The organism is Vibrio sp. 2033 (assembly GCF_033339735.1).
This window is the reverse complement of sequence record NZ_JAWOVC010000002.1, coordinates 310,927-333,529: the sequence shown is the minus strand read 5'-3', so window position 1 is coordinate 333,529 and position 22,603 is coordinate 310,927. Positions and strand designations below refer to the sequence as shown.

General features: G+C 48.5%; 3 protein-coding genes. All 3 read left to right on the top strand.

Annotation, left to right across the window (positions count from 1 at the left end; all coding sequences use genetic code 11):
* The first annotated feature begins 159 nt into the window (after window positions 1-159).
* The 3 genes from R7P74_RS04705 to R7P74_RS04695 all read left to right on the top strand — a co-directional run bounded on the left by R7P74_RS04705 (window position 160) and on the right by R7P74_RS04695 (window position 22,321).
* Window positions 160-19,413 carry a tandem-95 repeat protein gene (locus R7P74_RS04705; protein WP_318122714.1) on the top strand — a complete coding sequence of 6,418 codons (19,254 nt, stop codon included), beginning with the start codon at window positions 160-162 and terminating at the stop codon, window positions 19,411-19,413.
* Between the two features lie 432 nt (window positions 19,414-19,845).
* Window positions 19,846-20,199 (top strand): hypothetical protein, encoded by a 354-nt coding sequence (locus R7P74_RS04700; RefSeq protein ID WP_005453713.1) that lies wholly within the window; start codon window positions 19,846-19,848, stop codon window positions 20,197-20,199.
* A 121-nt stretch (window positions 20,200-20,320) separates the two neighbouring features.
* Entirely contained in the window at window positions 20,321-22,321 is a 2,001-nt protein-coding gene (locus R7P74_RS04695; protein ID WP_029789935.1) for a HAMP domain-containing methyl-accepting chemotaxis protein, read from the top strand.
* The last annotated feature ends 282 nt before the right edge of the window (window positions 22,322-22,603 follow it).

Genomic DNA, 22,603 nt, shown 5'->3' with positions numbered 1-22,603 from the left:
GACAACAAGTAAGGATCTTTATACTGGGTTTTCAAATTTTTTTGTTTTTATGGAACTCGAAAGGTATGAAAAAAGTTGTATAAAAAAGTTGGTTTCTAAAAATGGTGTCCTTTACTGCCTCTAAGTACGATCAGTTAGCTAAAAGCAACGGAGGCTGTAATGGCAGGCGACACTAATCAAGAAAAAGACAATGAAAAGCTTAACGATGCGGTAGAGCAAACAGAAACGAAGGATACGGGGACAAAAGAAGAAAAACAGCAGTCGACCGTCTCTTCGACTGTAGCGACCGGTGCTGAAAGTGCAGATGCTGTTGATGAAGCCAATCGTGCGATGGAAGAAAATCCTAGTGGCGCGGGTACGGAAGAAGAAGCAGTGAGCTCGGGTGGCGCAGTTCAAGAAGAGGATACTGAAAGTAGCAGCGACTCTGACGCTGCACAATCCAATGTTGTTGATAGTGTAGCTTCTAGCGGAGAATCAGGTGACGAGGCTCTGGGCAGCGGTGGTTCGGATTCTGGGGCGGGTGCCCAAGCGGTCGGTGGTGGTGATGCCTCTGGCTCTGAAGGTGGTTCGGACGCAGAAGGCAATGAAGCGCAAGGACAAGCGGTACAAACTTCATCTGCGCCAAGTGCTTCTTCAGACTCTGAAGGTTCTCAAGGTGGTGACGAGCTAGATTCAGAAACCACTGAAGAGAGCTTCGCGGTGGATGTACAAGACACCAGCGAAGAAACCACGACGCAAGTAGAAGACGATTTCGACTCCGAAACTACGAGCGAGACGTTCCAAATTAAAGTCGAAGGTGAAAATGACGCGCCAGAAGTAGGGCAAGATCTGGCATACATCATGGATGAAGATGGCACTATTACCTTCACTCAAGAACAACTTCTCGGGTACGCGAGTGATGTTGATGGCGATGATCTTGCCGCATTTAACGTGCAAGTGGGTGCTAATGCATCAGTTGTGGATAATGGTGATGGCACTTATACCGTCACACCTGAAGCTGATTTTAATGGTGAACTCGACTTAACGTTTGATATCAGTGATGGTCAAGAAACCATTTCTAGTTCGATTGATTTAACTGTTCGTCCAATCAATGACGCACCAGTGCCGGAAGATAAAACCTTTGAGGTGGAAGAAGACGGCACGCTGATCTTCACCGATGCTGACCTGCTTGCTGGTGCAACGGATATTGAAGGCGATAACCTCACAGTTGAAGGCGTGAGCTACGACGGTGGCGACGGCATCCTGACCGACAACGGTAACGGGACTTACACTTTTGCGCCAAATGAAAACTTCAACGGTGATGTAAACTTCAGCTTCGACGTGTCTGATGGCACAGATACAGTTTCAGCGAATGTAGATGTGAGCGTTACGCCGGTGAATGATCCTCCTGTGGCTGGTTCAACGTCTTACACGGTTCACGAAGACAACTCTATTACCATTTCTGATGCGCAGCTGTTGGCAAACTCTTCGGATTTAGAAGGGGATGTCTCGATAGATAGCGTGAGCTACTCTGGCAGCGATGGTGTGTTGCAAATCAATGGTGACGGTACGTACACCTTCTCTCCAAATGAAAACTTTAATGGTGAAGTGACGCTTGATGTTGTCGTCGCTGATGAAGAAGGCGCAACGGATGTCACCACTGCCGGCATTACAGTACTGGAAGTGAACGATCCACCAGTCGCAGGACCAACTTCTTACACCATTAATGAAGATTCAGTTCTGACCTTTAGTGAGTCGCAAGTGCTGCTGAATGCCTCTGATGTGGAAGGCGATGTAGAGCTTGTTGGCATTAGTTACGATGGTCCGGATGGTATTTTCACTGTTAACGATGATGGCACGTGCAGCTTCGCGCCAAACGAGAACTTTAACGGACAAGTTCAACTTGATGTGACCATTCGAGATGAAGATGGGGCAGAAGTTGATACCGTCATCAATGTGAATGTATTGCCAATCAATGATGCGCCAGTATCGGGTGATTTGGCTTACAGCGTTGATGAAGACGGTGCGATTACACTCAGCCAAGAGCAGCTTCTTTCTCAAGCGTCTGATATTGAGGGCGATGACCTGACTGCTAGCGATTTGACTGTCGATGGAAACGCAACCGTTACAGCGAACGATGATGGCAGCTTCACGATTACGCCAGATGCGGACTTTAATGGTGACATTGATATCCAATTCAACATTACGGACGGCACAGACACTATCCAAGCAACGGCGGATCTAACGGTTAATCCGGTTAACGATCTTCCTGTTCCTCAAGACCAGCAGTTCAGTGTTGAAGAAGACGGCACGCTGCAGTTTACTGACGCAGACTTGCTTGCTGGTGCGACCGATATCGATGGCGATAACTTAACGGTTGATGGCATTAGCTACACAGGCAGCGATGGTGTGCTGACTGACCACGGCGATGGTACTTACACCTTTGCACCAAATGAAAACTTCAACGGCGACGTCAGCTTTAGCTTTGGTGTTTCTGACGGCACTGAGACCGTACCTGCCAATGTGGATGTGAGCGTCACTCCGGTGAACGATCCTCCGGTTGCGGGTTCAACGTCTTACACGGTTGATGAAGATAATGCGATTACGATTTCCGACGAGCAGCTTCTGGCTAACTCTTCGGATTTAGAAGGGGATGTCTCGATTGATAGCGTGAGCTACTCTGGCAGCGATGGTGTGTTGCAAATCAATGGTGACGGCACGTACACCTTCTCTCCAAATGAAAACTTTAATGGTGAAGTTACGCTTGATGTTGTCGTCGCTGATGAAGAAGGCGCAACGGATGCCACCACTGCTGGCATTACGGTGCTGGAAGTGAACGATCCACCAGTCGCAGGACCAACTTCTTACACCATTGATGAAGATTCAGTTCTGACCTTCAGTGAATCGCAAGTGCTGCTGAATGCCTCTGATGTGGAAGGCGATGTAGAGCTTGTTGGCATTAGTTACGATGGTCCGGATGGCATTTTCACCGTTAACGATGATGGCACGTGCAGCTTCGCGCCAAACGAGAACTTTAACGGGCAAGTTCAACTTGATGTGACCATTCGAGATGAAGATGGAGCAGAAGTTGATACCGTCATTAATGTGAATGTATTGCCAATCAATGATGCGCCAGTATCGGGTGATTTGGCTTACAGTGTTGATGAAGACGGTGCGATTACACTCAGCCAAGAACAGCTTCTTTCTCAAGCGTCTGATATTGAGGGAGATGGTCTGACTGCTAGCGATTTGACTGTAGATGGAAACGCAACCGTCACAGCGAACGACGATGGCAGCTTCACGATTACGCCAGATGCGGACTTTAATGGTGACATTGATATCCAATTCAACATTACAGATGGCACAGACACTATCCAAGCAACGGCGGATCTAACGGTTAATCCAGTTAACGATCTTCCTGTTCCTCAAGACCAGCAGTTCAGTGTTGAAGAAGATGGCACGCTTCAGTTTACCGATGCAGACTTGCTTGCTGGCGCGACCGATATCGATGGCGATAACTTAACGGTTGATGGCATTAGCTACACAGGCAGCGATGGTGTGCTGACTGACCACGGTGATGGTACTTACACCTTTGCACCAAATGAAAACTTCAACGGAGACGTCAGCTTTAGTTTTGGTGTTTCTGACGGTACTGAAACCGTACCAGCAAATGTGGACGTGAGCGTCACTCCAGTGAACGATCCTCCGGTTGCGGGTTCTACGTCTTACACGGTTGATGAAGACAACGCGATTACCATTTCCGACGAGCAGCTTCTGGCTAACTCTTCGGATGTGGAAGGCGCAGTGTCCATCGATAGCGTGACCTATTCAGGCACCGATGGCGTATTCCAAGACAACGGTGACGGCACTTACACCTTCATGCCGAATGAGAACTTCAGCGGTGATATCAGCCTTGATGTGATTGTGGCGGATGAGCAAGGTGCGATTGACGAAACGACTGCAGGCATTACCGTCATTGAAGTGAATGACCCTCCAGTTGCCGGTCCAACGTCTTACACGATTGACGAAGATTCAGTACTGACATTCAGTGAGTCACAAATTCTTGCTAACGCATCTGATATCGAGGGCGATGTAGAGCTTGTTGGCATCAGCTATGAAGGCTCGGATGGTATCTTTACCGTCAATGGCGATGGTACTTGTAGCTTTGCACCAAACGAGAACTTCAATGGTCAAGTTCAGTTGGATGTGACCATTCAAGATGAGAATGGGGCAACCGTTGATACGCACATCAATGTCGATGTATTGCCAATCAACGATCCACCAGTATCGGGTGATTTGGCTTACACCATCAACGAAGACAGCTCAATCACGCTAAGCCAAGAGCAGCTGCTTGCCAAAGCGGGCGATATTGATAGCGAGAACCTTGAAGCCATCAATCTATCGACAGATGACAACGCAACGATTCAATACAACGATGATGGCAGTTACACCATCACACCGGATGAAAACTACAACGGCGACCTAGATCTGACCTTCGATATCATTGATAACGATGGTGGCTCGGTACAAGTTGGTCTGGACATTACGGTTAATCCTGTGAATGACTTGCCACAAGCGCAAGATCAACAGTTCACGGTAGAAGAAGATGGCACCTTGCTGTTCACGGATGCAGACCTATTGGAAGGCGCATCGGATATTGATGGCGATGATCTGTCTATCGAAAACGTTCTCTACACAGGTGCAGATGGTGTGCTTACCGACAATGGCGATGGCACCTACAGCTTCGCGCCGAATGAGAACTTCAACGGTGATGTTCAGTTCACATTCGATGTGTCTGACGGCACAGGTTCAACACCAGCATTCATTGATGTCAGCGTGACACCAGTGAACGATCCGCCGGTTGCAGGTTCTACGTCTTACACGGTTCAAGAAGACGGTCAAATCACCATCAGTGACGAGCAGTTGTTAGCCAACTCTTCTGATGTGGAAGGCGACGTAGCCTTGGCGAATGTTAGCTACTCTGGTAACGACGGTAGCTTCGTGGACAATGGCGACGGCACATATACCTTCACACCAAATGAGAACTTTGACGGTAACATTTCGCTCGACGTTACGGTCATCGACCAAGATGGTGCAACGGATACGACAACCGCAGGCATCGATGTTATCGCGGTGAACGACGCTCCTGAAACATCAGGCATTCAAGCTGAAGTGGATGAAGATAACGCCATCACCATCACGCAAGAACAGTTGCTTGCGAATGCGACAGACATTGAAGGTGATGACCTTGTTGCCAGCAATCTACAAACCAATGACCCAGATGCGACGATCGTAGCCAACGATGATGGTTCATTCACCATTACGCATACGGAAAACTTTAACGGTGAGTTGGACTTCACTTATAACATCAGCGATGGCGAAAATGATGTTCTGACCACGTTGGATCTGACCGTTAATCCTGTCAACGATGCGCCAGAAGCGGGCGACGAGATCTTTATTCAAGCAGAAGAAGACCAAACAGTGGGTGTTTCTCTGCGTGAAGAGCCTGCGTTACGTCTCGACCAAGCCCCTGAAAACGGCATCATTGAAGCAAATCTAAATGACGAATGGGTACAGCTAGAAGTCGGGCAGGAGGTGCCTGCAGACACGGAAGTGCGCTTCATTCCAAACGATGATGCATTGGCGAACGGTACGCATACGAGTAAAATTGGTACCTTTGATGACAACGCTAGCCTCGATGATTGGGGGACTGCTGTTGACCCTTACACACGTGAGTTTGTTGATGGTGATTTGAAAGTTACCGTTCAAAGTAATGACGACCCACTCGGTGCGTGGAATGGTAAAACACACATCGGTCACGGTATTGGCGATACTGACCGCCAAGGCTTGAGCGGTGATGAAAAACTGACTGTGACCGTTGAAGGCCAAGACATCAACGAAATCAGCTTCCACCTAGATGGTCTAGGCGGCTGGTTTATGGAAGAGTCTCGCCACTTTACGGAAGTCGAAATTCGCGCCTTTAACTCTGATGGTGACTTGATCGACTCGATGACTTACCACAAAGAAGATCGTGGTAGCTATGAGACGGATTACACCCTAACGGTGAACGAACCGGTATCTTACTTTGAGCTAGGTACGATTCAAGGTAACGGTACTTACGTGGTTCAAAACATGACGGTTTCGAAAACTTGTCATGATGAAGCGGTGTTCACATCTATTGGCGTGGACGGCACGGAAATCACGGAAACGGTAGAACTGAATATCCGTGAAGGTGACAGTGAAATCGAACTGACGGCTGATCTGCCAAATGTGACCATCGATACCGAAGGTTCTACGCAGTTTGCCTCTGTGGTTATCACTGAAGAGCAGCTTCTCGCACAAGCGAGTGATATCGATAGTGACGTTCTTGATATTCAAAACCTAGAGCTGGTGGGGGATAACGCGGAGCACGCTACGTTAACCGACAACGGCGATGGTACATGGACAGTCACACCGGATGAGAACTTCTATGGTGAGATTGAGCTTGGTTACCAAGTTACGGATGGTGAACTCACCGACGACAACATCATCAACATCAACTTCGAAGCAGTAAACGATGCGCCAATCGTTTCTGGTCCGATTGTGTTGTCGACTGATGAGGATGTGGGCATTACGTTTAGCGCGGATGATTTGCTTGCCAATGCAAGTGACGTGGAAGGCGATGCGCTGTCTATCTCTGATATCTCTTACAGCGGTGACAACGGTGAGCTTGTCGACAATGGCGACGGCACTTACACCTTTATGCCGAATGAAAACTTCAATGGTGAAGTCGACATCGATTACAAAGTCTTCGATGGCACCGATGAAGTCGATACCCATCTAGATCTGACCGTTATTCCAGTCAACGATGTGCCAGTTCCTGGTGCGCCGCTGCATACTCAAATGCTAGAAAACGGCACCATCATCATCGAAGCAAAAGACCTGTTATCAGGTGCGACCGATGTGGATGGCGACATTCTGCATATCGAGAACCTGCTGCTTGTTGACCAGTCACAAGGTACGTTGACAGACAACGGCGACAACACCTTTACCTTCGAGCCAACTTCGAACTTCTACGGCGAAGTGAACCTGACCTTCGACATCAGCGATGGTCAAGCAAGCGCACCAAGCACAGCGAAGATCGATGTTGAGATCGTCAACGAAGGTCCAGAGGTCAGCGGCCCTGTTGATGCGGTCGTCGATGAAGATGGCTCAATTACCATCACTCAAGAAGACTTGTTAGCGAACGCGACGGACGTGGATGGTGACAACCTTGAAGCGGTGAACCTGTCGACCAACGATCCTAATGCAACCATCGTTGAGAACGCTGATGGTAGCTTCACGATTACACCGAGTGAAAACTTCTTTGGTGAAATCGAATTTACTTATGACGTAACTGACGCGATTGAAACCGTCGCTGCAGATCTAAACCTCACCGTTAACCCTGTGAATGACCTGCCAGATGTGCCTGATTTGTCCTTCACTACAGAAGACGGCGAAGCCATCACGATTACTGAAGCAGAGCTGCTGGCTCAAGCGACGGACATCGAAGGCGATGACTTATCTGTTGTGAACGTGACGAGCTTAAGCGATATGGTTCAAGTGACAGACAATGGCGATGGCACCTACACGTTAACGCCAGAGCAGGGCTTCTTTGGTAATGTTGACCTCACGTTTGATGTGAGTGATGGCACCGATGTGGTGGCGGCAAACATCGACTTGAAAGTTGAGTTCGTCAACGACGCACCAGAAGCAGCGCCAATCGTGGCAGACGTGGACGAGGATGGCTCTATTCTCGTGACACAAGAAATGCTGCTTGAAAACGCCAGCGATCAAGATGGTGATGACCTATACGCAACGGCACTAGAAACCAATGATCCGAATGCCTCTATCGTGGATAACGGTGACGGCACCTTTACCGTTACGCCTTCACAACACTTCAATGGAGACATCGAGTTTACTTATGAAGTGAGCGATGGTGAATTGAGTGTTGCCAATGAAATGACATTGACGGTGAACCCAGTCAATGACATTCCAATTGTTGCGCCTGGCATGTACCACATTGAAGAGGATGGCAGCATCCTGTTCACGCAAGAAGATCTGCTAAGTGGTGCGATTGATATTGATGGTGATGACCTCACCGTTACCAGCATTAACTACTCGGGTGATGAAGGTACTGTAACTGACAACGGTGACGGTACATTTAGCTTCGTACCAGAAGAGCACTTCAGTGGTGACTTGCAGTTCAGCTTTACGGTTTCTGACGGTACTGATGAAGTTGAGCAAGACATTAATGTCCATATCGAAGCCGTGGCAGATGCGCCAGACCTAGTCATCACTGATGGCGATGGTCGAAACGTGGATGACCAAGCGATCTTGGTTGAGCCAGGCGGTATTGTTGAAGTGAACATCGCCGCAGCATTGGTTGACCAAGACTTGTCAGAAACGCTGACTGTGACCGTTGATGGCGTTCCAGAAGGTTCGGTGATCAGCTACGACAACGAAGGGGTACTTAACGATCAAGACAACGGTATCACCAGTTTCAACGATACTGAAATCACGGTTACGTTTGAAGGTGAAACCGCGGGTTACCAAAACACAGCGGGTTACTACAAAGTCGATGAAGACGGCAATATCACTGGCGTTGAAGTGGTGTACGAAAACGCCTCTCAAGTTGGCGGAGGCGGTGACCTCATTCCGGGACAAGATCAGTTCAGCTTCCAAATCTCGGAAGGGGAAAGCTTCAACCTATTCTTGATTCCTAACGGTCATAACTTCAATGACTTTGCGTCCATGCAAGATGGCCAGTATGAGTTCCGTGCGGCAGATGGCTCTCCTGCGAACATGGATACGGTCGACCCACAACTCGTGTTTGTGGGTGCTGATGGTTCTGAAACCGTGATTCAAAGCCAATTTGGTGATGCAGTCTTCCATGGCGGCACAAGCTCAGAGCTCAACCAAGATGGCATTGAACATACTCGAACTACTGTGAACGAAGACGGTGAACTGGTTTACGGCTTTGAAGATCTCTACGGTGGCGGCGATGCCGATTATAGTGACTTCAACTTCACCATTGATGTAGGTGAAGTGAACAGCCAGATCTACAGCGGTGAAGTAACAGTCGGTCCAGATGGTTCTGTAACGCTTCCAACCACAGCAATTGAACAAGAGCTACAGATTCAATTGCCAGAAGACTTTAACCAACAGCTAGAAATCAATGTAACGGCAACGGCGACAGAGCTATCAAATAATGATTCTGAAACCGTTTCTCAAACCATCTACGTCAATGCAACGGGTGCTCACATTGAACATACGCCTGAAGCATTGCCTGTTTCTGCTGTGGTTGAAGAAGATGGTTCAATCCTAATCACGCAAGAAGATTTGCTCGCTAATGCGCGTGACTTGGATGGAGACCAACTGACAGCACTGAACTTGGCAACGGATGATGAAAATATCACCATCACAGACAATGGTGACGGTACTTACACCTTAACGCCAGATGCGGACTTTAATGGTGACATCACCTTTACGTTCGATGTGTCTGACGGCGATGATGTTGTCTCAACCAACCTTGAGTTATTGGTGTCACCAGTTAACGATGCGCCTGAACCACAAGATCAAGCGTTCACCATTGGTGAAGATGGTGTGCTGACCTTTACTGATGCGGATCTCCTAACAGGCGCTACCGATATTGAAGGGGATGACTTATCTGTTGAGGGCGTCACTTACACAGGGGCGGACGGTGTTCTTACTGACAATGGTGATGGCACATATAGCTTCGCACCAAACGAGAACTTTAATGGCGACGTGAACTTCACTTTCGATGTTTCCGATGGCACGGATACCGTGACGGCGAATATCGACGTAAGCGTGACGCCGGAGAACGATCCACCGGTTGCAGGCAGCACGGCTTACACCGTTCATGAAGACAATTCGATTACCATTAGTAACGAACAGCTGTTGGCTAACTCGTCTGATATAGAAGGCGAAGTGGCGATTGATAGCGTGAGCTACAGCGGTAACGATGGCGTGCTGGAAATCAACGGTGATGGTACGTACACCTTCTCACCAAACGAAAATTTCAGCGGCGAGGTGAGCCTAGATGTTGTCGTTGTCGATGAAGATGGTGCAACGGACTCGACCACTGCAGGCATTACTGTGATTGAGGTAAATGACCCACCAATCGCAGGTCCTACCGCATACACTATCGATGAAGACCAAGTTCTAACCTTCAGTGAATCGCAAGTGCTACTGAATGCTTCGGATGTTGAAGGGGATGTTGAGCTAGTAGGCATCAGCTACGACGGTCCAGATGGCATCTTCTCAGTAAACGGTGATGGTACTTGTAGCTTTGCACCGAATGAAAACTTCAACGGTCAAGTACAGTTGGATGTGACCATTCGCGATGAAGATGGCGCAGAGGTTGATACTTACATCACAGTCGATGTCTTACCAATCAATGATGCACCTGTATCTGGTAACTTGGCGTACAGCGTTGATGAAGACAATTCAATTACGCTAAGCCAAGAGCAGCTACTTGCTCAAGCATCGGATGTAGAAGGTGATGCGCTGACTGCGTCTAACCTAGTGGTTGACGGTGATGCAACGGTTACGGCAAACGACGATGGTAGCTTCACTATCACGCCAGATGCGAACTTCAATGGCGACATTGATATCACGTTCGATATCAACGACGGCAGCGACACTATTGTTGCAACGGCGGACCTAACCGTTAACCCAGTTAATGACTTGCCGCAGCCGGAAGATCAAGCGTTCACCATTGGTGAAGATGGTGTGTTGACCTTCACTGATCAAGACCTGTTGGATGGTGCAACGGACATCGATGGCGATGATCTATCGGTAGAAGGTGTCACTTACACAGGCGCGGACGGTGTCCTAACTGACAATGGCGATGGTACATATAGCTTCGCACCGAATGAGAACTTCAATGGTGATGTGAACTTCACCTTCGATGTTTCCGATGGCACGGACACCGTGACTGCGAATATCGATGTGACAGTCACACCAGAGAACGATCCACCAGTGGCAGGTAGCACATCTTACACAGTGCATGAAGACAACTCGATCACCATCAGTAACGAACAGCTGTTGGCTAACTCGTCTGATATAGAAGGCGAAGTGGCGATTGATAGCGTGAGCTACAGCGGCACAGATGGTGTGTTCCAAGACAATGGTGACGGTACGTACACCTTCTCGCCAAACGAGAACTTCAATGGCGAAGTGAGCCTAGATGTTGTCGTAGTAGATGAAGACGGTGCGACGGACTCAACCACCGCTGGCATTACTGTTCTTGAGGTGAACGATCCACCAATCGCAGGTGCGACTAGCTACTCAGTGAACGAAGACGAAGTCATCACCATTAGCTCTGAACAGCTATTGGCGAACGCTTCTGATGTTGAAGGTGAAGTTGCGATTGATAGCGTCAGCTACAGCGGCTCCGACGGTATCTTTACTGACAACGGCGATGGCACATTCAGCTTCGCACCAAACGAAAACTTCAACGGTGATGTTAGCCTAGATGTTGTCGTTGTTGATGAAGACGGTGCAACTGCGTCAACCAATGCAAGCATCGATGTATTGCCAATCAACGATGCGCCAGTATCAGGTGATTTGGCTTACAGCGTGGATGAAGATGGTTCTATCACTCTCAGCCAAGAGCAACTTCTTGCTCAAGCCGGCGACGTGGATGGCGACGACCTAACCGCATCCAACCTGACAGTTGATGGCAATGCGACCGTTGTTGCGAACGATGACGGCAGCTTCACTATCACACCAGATGCGGACTTCAATGGCGACATTGATCTGAGCTTCGACATTACGGACGGCGATGCGACCATTCAAGCGACTGCCGATCTGACTGTGAACCCAGTGAATGACTTGCCAACGGTTGGTCAGCCACAGTTTGTTACGCAAGAAGACACCAGCTTCACCTTCACCGAAGAGCAACTGCTGCAAAATGCAGGTGATATCGATGGTGATAACCTAACGGTTGAAAACGTTGCTTCTGACAGCGGTACTTTAGTCGATAACGGTGACGGCACGTACACCTTCGCACCAAACGAAAACTTCGATGGCAACGTGAACGTAACGTTTGATGTCAACGATGGCACTGCAACCGTGCCAGCAGAAGCGAACATTGATGTTCAATCTGTGGTTGATATGCCAGAGCTTTCGATTGCTTCAGACTTGGTGATTGCCTCTGATAATTTCGAGTCTGGCTCGAACGGTTGGAACGCGAACACTGAAAGCTCTCAAGGCTTCGAAACGGGCGACATGCTGGGTCGTATTGGTGGCACTGGCGGTGATGAAGCGGTCAGCAAAACCTACGAGATCCCAAGTGATGTTAATGAAGTGAATATATCGTTTAGCTTCTACGAAATCGATTCTTGGGATGGCGAGTCGTTCCAAATCTTTGTGGGCGGTGAACAGCTAACCACCTTGGAAAACTCCGCGTTCCGTACTCAAGATGGTACGACAACGCTTTACGACTCAGATGGTAATGAAGTGGGTGAAGTGATCCACGGAGCCTCTCAACGTGAAGGCTTCAGTGGTTGGAATGACCAAGCTCACCAAATCAACCTAACGGTTCCTGTCGAGGATGGTGAATTGCAACTGGGCTTCGGCTCAACCTTGAATCAAGACGTTTGGGATGAATCATTCGGCATCGACAACATCGAAATCACGGTAGCGGACGCGGATTACCAAATCATTGGTACCGAAGATACGCCAGTGCCGCTTGATATCGATGCGGCGTTAACCGATACCGATGGTTCAGAAAACCTCGCTATCTTGATTGAAGATGTGCCAGAAGGCAGCTCGCTATCAGCGGGTGTTGATAATGGTGATGGTACTTGGTCACTGCAACCGGGCGAGCTAGAAGGGCTAGAGTTTATTCCTTCTGCGGACTTCAATGGCGATGTGACGCTAACCGTGAATGCAACCTCTACGGATGTAGATACCGGAACCACGGCGACAGCGACGCAAGATGTGACGATTCATATCTCGCCAACCAATGATGCACCAGAAGTGACGGGTGATATCACGGCGGTAACTGCCGAAGACAACAGCATTACGTTGACTCAAGAGCAGTTACTTGAGCATGCCGTTGATATCGATGGTGACGACCTAAGCGCAATCAACCTGAGCACCAATGATGAAAATGCAACGGTTGAAATGAACGAGGATGGCAGCTTCACCATTACTCCAAGCGAGAACTTCTACGGTGACATCGAGTTCACCTACGATGTGACTGACGGGGAAGAAGTGGTCGCGGCTGGTCTCGACCTAACGGTAACGCCAGTCAATGACGCACCAGAGCCACAAGATCAAGCGTTCACCGTGGGTGAGGACGGTCTTCTTACCTTTACAGATGCAGACCTATTAACAGGCGCGACGGATGTAGAAGGTGACAACCTAACAGTTGAAGGCGTGACTTACACAGGTGCAGACGGTGTCCTAACCGACAATGGTGATGGCACTTACAGCTTCGCACCGAACGAGAACTTCAATGGCGATGTGAACTTTACCTTCGATGTGTCAGACGGTACGGATACAACCTCTGCCAACATTGATGTGAGTGTGACGCCAGAGAACGATCCACCAGTTGCGGGCAGCACGTCTTACACCGTACATGAAGACAACTCGATCACCATCAGTGACGAGCAACTACTGGCTAATTCGTCTGATATCGAGGGTGATGTTGCGATCAGCAGCGTGAGCTACAGCGGTAACGACGGTGTGCTAGAAATTAATGGCGATGGTACGTACACCTTCTCACCAAACGAAAACTTTACAGGCGATGTTAGTCTTGATGTTGTCGTGGTTGACGAGGACGGCGCGGTTGATACAACAACAGCGGGAATTACCGTTCTTGAAGTGAACGATCCACCAATCGCAGGCGTAACCAGTTACACCATTGATGAAGATGAAGTCATTACCATCAGTGCAGAACAGTTGTTGGCAAACTCTTCCGATATTGAAGGTGAGGTAGCACTAGATAGCGTGAGCTACAGTGGCAGCGAAGGTATCTTTACCGACAATGGTGATGGTACGTTCAGCTTTGCACCAAACCAAAATTTCAATGGTGAAGTGAATCTTGATGTTGTAGTCGTGGACGAAGATGGTGCGACCGCTTCGACGACGGCAAACATTGATGTTCTGCCAATCAATGATACTCCGGTATCGGGTGACTTGGCTTACAGTGTCGACGAAGACAACTCAATCACGCTAAGCCAAGAACAATTGTTGGCACAAGCAACGGATGTAGAAGGTGATGCACTAATCGCTTCTAACCTAGTGGTTGACGGTGATGCGACGGTTACGGCTAATGACGATGGTAGCTTTACCATTACGCCTGACGCGAACTTCAATGGCGACATTGATATCACGTTCGATATCAACGATGGCAGCGATACTATTGTTGCAACGGCGGACCTAACGGTTAACCCAGTTAATGACTTGCCGCAGCCAGAAGATCAAGCGTTCACCATTGGTGAAGATGGCGTTTTGACCTTCACTGACCAAGATCTGCTTGATGGTGCAACCGATATCGATGGCGATGACCTATCGGTAGAAGGTGTCACATACACTGGCGCGGACGGTGTCCTAACTGACAATGGCGATGGCACGTATAGCTTCGCACCGAACGAAAACTTCAATGGCGACGTAAACTTTACCTTCGATGTTTCCGATGGCACGGACACCGTGACCGCGAATATCGATGTGAGTGTGACGCCAGAGAACGATCCACCGGTGGCAGGCAGCACGTCTTACACAGTGCATGAAGATAACTCGATCACCATCAGTGATGAACAGCTACTAGCGAACTCATCGGATATTGAAGGTGATGTATCGATTGATAGCGTGAGCTACAGCGGTAACGATGGTGTGCTGGAAATCAACGGTGATGGCACGTACACCTTCTCGCCAAACGAGAACTTCAATGGCGAAGTGAGCCTAGATGTTGTTGTAATCGACGAAGATGGCGCGACGGATTCAACTACCGCAGGTATCACGGTACTTGAGGTGAACGATCCGCCAATCGCAGGTCCAACTGCGTACACCATCGATGAAGACCAAGTTCTAACGTTCAGTGAATCACAAGTGCTTCTGAATGCTTCGGATGTCGAAGGGGATGTTGAGCTTGTAAGCATCAGCTACGACGGTCCAGATGGCATCTTCTCAGTAAATGGCGATGGCACTTGTAGCTTCGCACCGAATGAGAACTTCAATGGCCAAGTGTCGTTGGACGTGACTATTCGTGATGAAGATGGCGCAGAAGTCGACACCTATATCACTGTTGATGTATTGCCAATCAACGACGCACCAGTATCGGGTAACTTGGCTTACAACGTAGATGAAGATAACACGATTACATTGAGCCAAGAGCAATTGTTGTCTCAAGCGAGCGATGTGGACGGCGATGACCTTGTTGCTGAAAACTTGCTTGTGGATGGTAATGCGACAGTGACTGCTAACGACGATGGCAGCTTCACCATTACGCCAGATGCGAACTTCAATGGTGACATTGATATCACGTTTGATATTAGTGATGGTTCTGACACCTTGGTCGCGACGGCAGATCTAACGGTTAATCCAGTTAACGACCTACCACAGCCAGAAGATCAAGCGTTCACCATTGGCGAAGATGGCGTCTTGTTGTTCTCTGATGAAGATCTGCTTGATGGCGCAACGGATATCGATGGCGATGACCTATCGGTAGAAGGTGTGACCTACACAGGTGCTGATGGTGTCCTAACCGACAATGGTGACGGCACTTACAGCTTCGCGCCAAACGAGAACTTCAATGGCGACGTGAACTTTACCTTCGATGTTTCCGATGGCACAGATACCGTGACGGCGAATATCGATGTAAGCGTGACGCCTGAGAACGATCCACCGGTGGCAGGTAGCACGTCTTACACCGTACACGAAGACAACTCAATCACCATCAGCGATGAGCAATTACTAGCGAATTCGTCAGATATTGAAGGCGATGTTTCGGTTGATAGCGTGAGTTACAGTGGCAACGATGGCGTCTTCCAAGACAATGGCGATGGTACGTACACCTTCTCTCCAAACGAGAACTTCAATGGCGAGGTCAGCCTAGACGTTGTAGTTGTCGATGAAGAGGGTGCGACAGACTCAACCACTGCGGGTATTACCGTTCTTGAGGTGAACGATCCACCAATCGCAGGTGCGACAAGTTACTCTGTCAATGAAGACGAAGTCATTATCTTCACGGAAGAGCAACTGCTAGCGCAATCAAGCGATGTGGAAGGTGACGTGAGCCTAAAAAGCGTCTCTTACAGTGGTAGCGATGGCATTCTAACGGCGAATGACGATGGCACTTATAGCTTCGCGCCAAATGAAAACTTCAATGGTGGCGTAAGCCTAGACGTAGTAGTCGCTGATGAAGACGGTGCAACTGCGACAACCAACGCGAACATTGATGTATTGCCAGTCAACGATGCTCCGGTATCTGGCGACTTGGCTTACAGCGTCGATGAAGACGGTTCAATCACATTGAGTCAAGAGCAGTTACTGGCTCAAGCGGGTGACGTAGACAGCGATAATCTAGAAGCAGTGAACTTAACCGCGGTAGCCAATGCAACCGTTGTTGAGAACCAAGATGGTAGCTTTACGATTACGCCTGATGCGAACTTCAATGGCGATATCGACCTAAGCTTCGAATTGATTGATAACGATGGTGCGAGCGTGGAAGTGGGCGTTGACCTAACGGTGAACCCAATTAACGATGCGCCGCAATCAACGCCAGTGAATATTGCTGGCACCGAAGATACCACCATTCTTATCACGCAGGACATGTTGCTTGCTAACGCGACAGACATCGACAACACCTACGATGAACTGTCTGCTGTCGACCTAGTGATTGATGAGCAATACGGTGACTTGCTAGACAACGGTGATGGCACTTGGTCATTCACTCCGGCTGAGAACTTCAATGGTGATGTGCCAATGTCGTTCGGCGTCAGCGATGGTGATTTAGTTACGCCGGTTGAAGGCAATCTAAACGTCGAAGCGGTTAATGATGCACCAGAAGCACCAACCATCCAGATGCAAGGCGAAGAAGATGTGGTCATGGTGATTGACCCAGCTTACATCGCTGATCAAGTTACGGATCTTGATGGTGACGAAATCAGCGTAGAAAGCATCACGGTTCGTGCGCCTGCAAACGCGACATTAACTCAGCAACCAGATGGTATGTACCACTTGGTTACCACTCAAGACTTTAATGGTTTGGTGGAACTGGGCTACACCGCGACGGATGGTGAAGAAGTGGTTGAAGGCTCGTTGAATGTGGATGTTATCCCAGTCAACGATGCTCCATTCAATGTGGGTAATGCCTTTATGGCAACCGACGAGGATGGCGCATTCACCTTCGACGCTGGCGACCTGATGAACTTGTTCGGCGATATCGATACTGAAAACCTAGTCGTATCACGCATTATCACCGCAGAAGGTGAAGATGGTGGTGAGGTAACAGACAACGGTGACGGTACTTGGACATTCACACCGACTGGCGATTTTGCAGGGGTTTCTGACTTGCAAGTTGTGGTAAGTGACGGTGAGTTTGAGACGGTTCTTGATGTACCAGTGTTTGTTCGCCCGGTTGCGGATGGCGCGGTCATCACAACCGACCATGATGGTCCGTTAGTCTTCGGTGAGGACGAAACGGGTCACCTAGGCTTGAATGTCGGTCTAATCGACGATTCAGAAACGCTAAGTAACCTAGTGATGACTGGTTTCCCTGTTGGCTTCGAAGTTACGGATGGTGTGAACACCATTACCATCACGGAACCGGGTCAATACATCGACTTGAACGAGTGGGATATCTCAGACCTGCAAATGACGCCTCCGGCTGACTTTAATGGCGAGTTCTTCGTAACCGTGACCGCAACAACGGTGGATTACGGTGACGAGCCAGAAGAGTTCGAAGATGGCATCGATTCAGGTGACTTCGAAACCCTAGCGGGTGAACCCGTTATCCTAACCGCTGATGACCTAATCGGATTGGCAGAAAACGTAGACGCTGACGCGGGTGATGAAGTGAAATTCGTTCACCTAGCTGACCGCAGCCAAGGTGAGATTGTCGATAACGGTGATGGCACATGGACATTCAATCCAGCACCTGGCTTTACTGGTGAAGCGGATATCGCTTACGTGATTGATAAAGACGGTGTGCTGCATGATGAGCAAACAGGTGTGGTCGTGAAAGAAGATGCACCACAAGAGAATGCTTCTCCAGAAATCGACAGCATTTCTACCACAGAAATGGCAGCGGATGGCACCTTGTCGTTCACCAATGATGACATGCTATCGACCTTGAGCGATGCAGAAGGCGACAGCTTGAGCATTGAGTCAGTGAGCCTAATGGAAGGTCAAGGTGTGATAGAGACCGATAACCAAGGTAACTACCAATTCACACCAGCAGAAGGCTACACCGGAGATGTTCAAGTTGGCTTTATTGCCACTGACGGTGAAAACCGCATTGAGAGTTTCTTTAATGTCGACATCCAAGGTGAAGGTGAAACCACAACCAGTGAAGGCTACGCACTGGCTGATGATGGTTCACTAACACTAACGGAAGCACAGTTGATTGATGAGCTTGGCATTAGCCCTTCAGCAGAAGTGTTGGATGTCGCCGATGCAAACGATGCAGGTTTCTTCGCGAAATCAGGTGATGAAGAGTGGACATACTGGCCGAACGATGACTTCGATGGCAATTTGGCTATGGATGTTCAGGTCAACGACAATGGTGAAGTATCGACTCAGAATCTGAGCATCCAAGTTGCGGACGATTCAGCGCAAAGTGACGAGCCACAAATTCAAACTGCTCAAGCATCATCAGAGCAGCAAGTTGGCGAAGCGCAACAGCCTGAAGAGCAAGCAGCAAACGGTGCAGACAGTGAAGAGGAGAGCGCAGCTGATGTGACTGCAGCACCAGGCGATACCATTTCTATCTCGGTTCCAGATGAGGTCAGTGGTAACGAATCGGTGGATTATGCAGAAATGTCCGGTCTACCTGATGGTGCATCAGTAAGCAACGCACTGGATAATGGCGATGGCAGCTTCACATTAAGTGGCAACCTGAACCAACCAGTATCGGTTGACTTACCAGAAGGTTACGAAGGTACGAGCGAAATCCAATTCCAAGGTTACGACGAATTGGGCAGCGCAGTAGAAGGTGCGAGTGGCACAGTTGAAGTTGAAGTCGATGATCAATACACCATGCAAGGTTCTGCTCAAGATCAGCAACCAGACATGGCGGGTATGGAATCTGGCGGCAGCGACTGGACAAGTGCAGGAGGTCAAGATCAAGGTGTTGACTTCACGGACGACTCTGGCAGCTTCGACTCGGATACTCAAACGGGTACTGACCAAGGCAACGATTTCGATCAAAGCTCAATGTAACCAGTCCTAGACGAGGGCAGTGTCATTGCTGCCCAAACCAAAGCCATGCAGAGCCTACTTTGCATGGCTTTTTTGTTGGGCTTCTTTCTATGAGCTGTAGAAAAAAACTTGGAAATTGAAAAAAGTATTCTTAGTTAGTTTATACCCAAGTAACCTCGAGATGTTAGGTTCAGCGAGAATGGCTTGGTTTGTAGACGCGGCGGCGATTTAAAGGTCTAGTGGGTCTAAATCAAGAATCGACAACAAAGTATACAAACCAAGACAGCTCGCCCTTCGGGAGCGTGTCATTGACTCGGTTTCTGTGTCAAACAACTTGGAAAGAGCTGACTATTACGCTGCGTTGTTTTCCTTGACCCCGAATCAATGACAACGCTCTGAATCCTGCATCTTGAAGTCACTTGGGTATAAGAGTCATTTACAAGGAGGAGCGACATGTACCGTTATGTCAGTTCGCCAAAAGCGTCAAAGTACATAGTACCGCCGCCACTGCATCGTGAGTTGTCGTGTATGGATGTGCCGGAGTCAGAACTTGAGATGCGTGAAATTCTGAACAATTGGTTTGCCGATGGATTGGCGCCCATCATTCAGAATGAAGACAATTACATCTCTGCTAATGAGCAACAGCGCTTTGAGCAGCTCAGCCGCACGGTGGGCGTGCTACTGCGTAATAAAGATTACTACTTTGCCACCAAGCGGATTCTTTCATTGTGGGAGCAAGACTGCTTAGAAACGACTTACGTTAATTATCTGATTTTACGTAGTGAGCGCATACCATACTTCGAATAAGTCCCATTTATCGGCTTAAAATAGTGGTTTACATGGTTTTCTTAGTAACTTTTGATACTTGTATTTAACATTTTTATAAACATCGTTATATTTAAGGCTCATCGTTGTCAGGAGTTTATGGATGAACCTTACGATATCAGGGAAGTTGCAGCTCAGTTTTGTGCTGCTAGCCGTACTTTTTATGGCATCAGCGGTATTTACGTATCGCAACGTCACCACCGTAGAGCAATACGCCTCTTCGTTACTTAAATCCGATTTACCGACCGTCGACACCAGTCGCGGTATCCAACAGTCCGTTCAAGCGTCGCTGTCTTCTATTCGAGCCTACATGTTGCTAGGTGGCGATGAAGAGGCGAGCGCACGTTTGAGTGAGGACGTTCGCAATATCATGGCATCTACAGACGAGTCGCTTCCAACGTTGCAGGCTTTGATCTCTGAACAGGATTTTCAAGCGATTCAAAGTCAGTGGGATGCGGTAAAAGTCTCTTTGAACAAGCTGATTGAACTTAGCCACAGTGATGAGAACTTACCCGCGCACAACCTCTTTATTAACGAAGCGGCACCCATTGCAGAAGTGGCACTTGATCAGCTTCAAAGCTTAATCAACGAAGAGTCAGGAAACCCATTTGGTGGAGACAGAAAACGTCTGTTTAAAGTCTACGCCGACAGCTATACCTCGCTCGCCAATGCTCTGTCCGCCTTGCGAGATTTCCTGTTGTACGGGCAGCAAGATCACCTAGACAAATACCACGACTTGATTAAGTACCACAATCAGTCTGTAGCGGAAATCGACAGTAAACTCGACAGACTGACCGATAACGACCAATCACTGTGGTCACTATTTAAAGAAATGCAGCAACTGTACTTTCCTTTAGCAGAGCAGGTAATTGCATTGCGTCAATCGCCAGAATGGAACGAATCAAACTTGTTAATGGCGAATGAACTGTTGCCAGCAGCGGATGCACTAGACCAAAGTTTAGAAACGATCGTATTGGCTCAGCAAAGTCGTGCTGATCAAAGTGGACAGGGTATTAATCAGTCGATCAAGAACGTACTGACCACTATGTTGATTGCAGCAGCATTAGTTTTGTTTGCCGCAGTAGCGATTTCAAAATACATGGGCAACACCATTGGTCGCCGAGTGAAAAACTTATCGGAGCGTGCAAAGACGATCGCTTCAGGGGACGTTTCTCAGCCTTCGTTAACTGTTGTTGGGAAAGATGAATTGGCTGACCTTACCGATTCGATTAACCGCATGAACCAATCGTTAGCGAGCATTGTGGCAGGGGTGAGTGAGAAAGCGCACCAAGTGGATACCAGCATGGGAGCTTTGTTGGAATCGGCGCAAGTCACTTCATCGAATGTTGAACAGCAACAGACCAGCATTGTTGAAATGGGAAGCCAATTGGATGAAATCGCTTTAGCCGCGCGTAACACCCTAGATCAAGCCAATCAATCGGTGCAGAAGCTTTCTGATTCAAAAGGCGAGATTGAACAAGGTCGCGATGCACTAGAGCAAAACAAAGTCACCATGGAAAGCTTACATGGCAGCATTGAAACCGCGAGCACGCAAGTGACGCAGTTAAGCAAAGAGAGCGAAGCCATTGGTCGAGTGACGGAAGTGATTGAAGGCTTAGCAGAACAAACTAACTTACTGGCATTGAATGCCGCGATAGAAGCAGCGCGTGCGGGTGACCAAGGACGAGGCTTTGCGGTTGTGGCGGACGAAGTACGTATGTTAGCGACTCGCACTACTCAATCGACGACAGAAATAAACGGCATTATCAATGCGATTCAACGCTCGACCAATTCGGTGGTAGAGGAGATTGAACACAGTCAATCACTTGCGGAGCAGGGCGCTGAGCACATTGAAAAAGCGGTAACTCGTTTGCTTGTTACTACTGAGCAAATAGGTTCCTTGAATGAGCAAATGGCAGAACTTGCAGCAGCGGCAGAGCAGCAATCTCATGCGACCAATTCGATCACTGGATTGATGTCCGGTATTACTCAATCAGTGGATGAAGTTTCGAATAACAGCCAACGTGCATCAGAGACATCATTGCAAGTAAAAGAGCAAGTTACTGAGCTGAATCAACAGATGGCAACTTTCAAAACGGCGTAGATAAGGTTTACATCTTTCATCGACTTTTGAACGTTAACCAAATAGTAAAAAAGCCCCAATCCTTTTTACACAAAAAGGGTTGGGGCTTTTTGTTGGATGATACGCCGATATTCGTCTGCTTGCTCATTGGATTTGGCTATTTAAATCATAGCTAAAACCAAATTCTCTTCGCCGAGCCGGAGTCGTAATATGACTCCATCGGCAGCAAATACTGCAAAAGAATTTTTAAACTTTATACCAATCCCGGTAAGAGAATCGTTCGTTACTACGATTGGTATCATC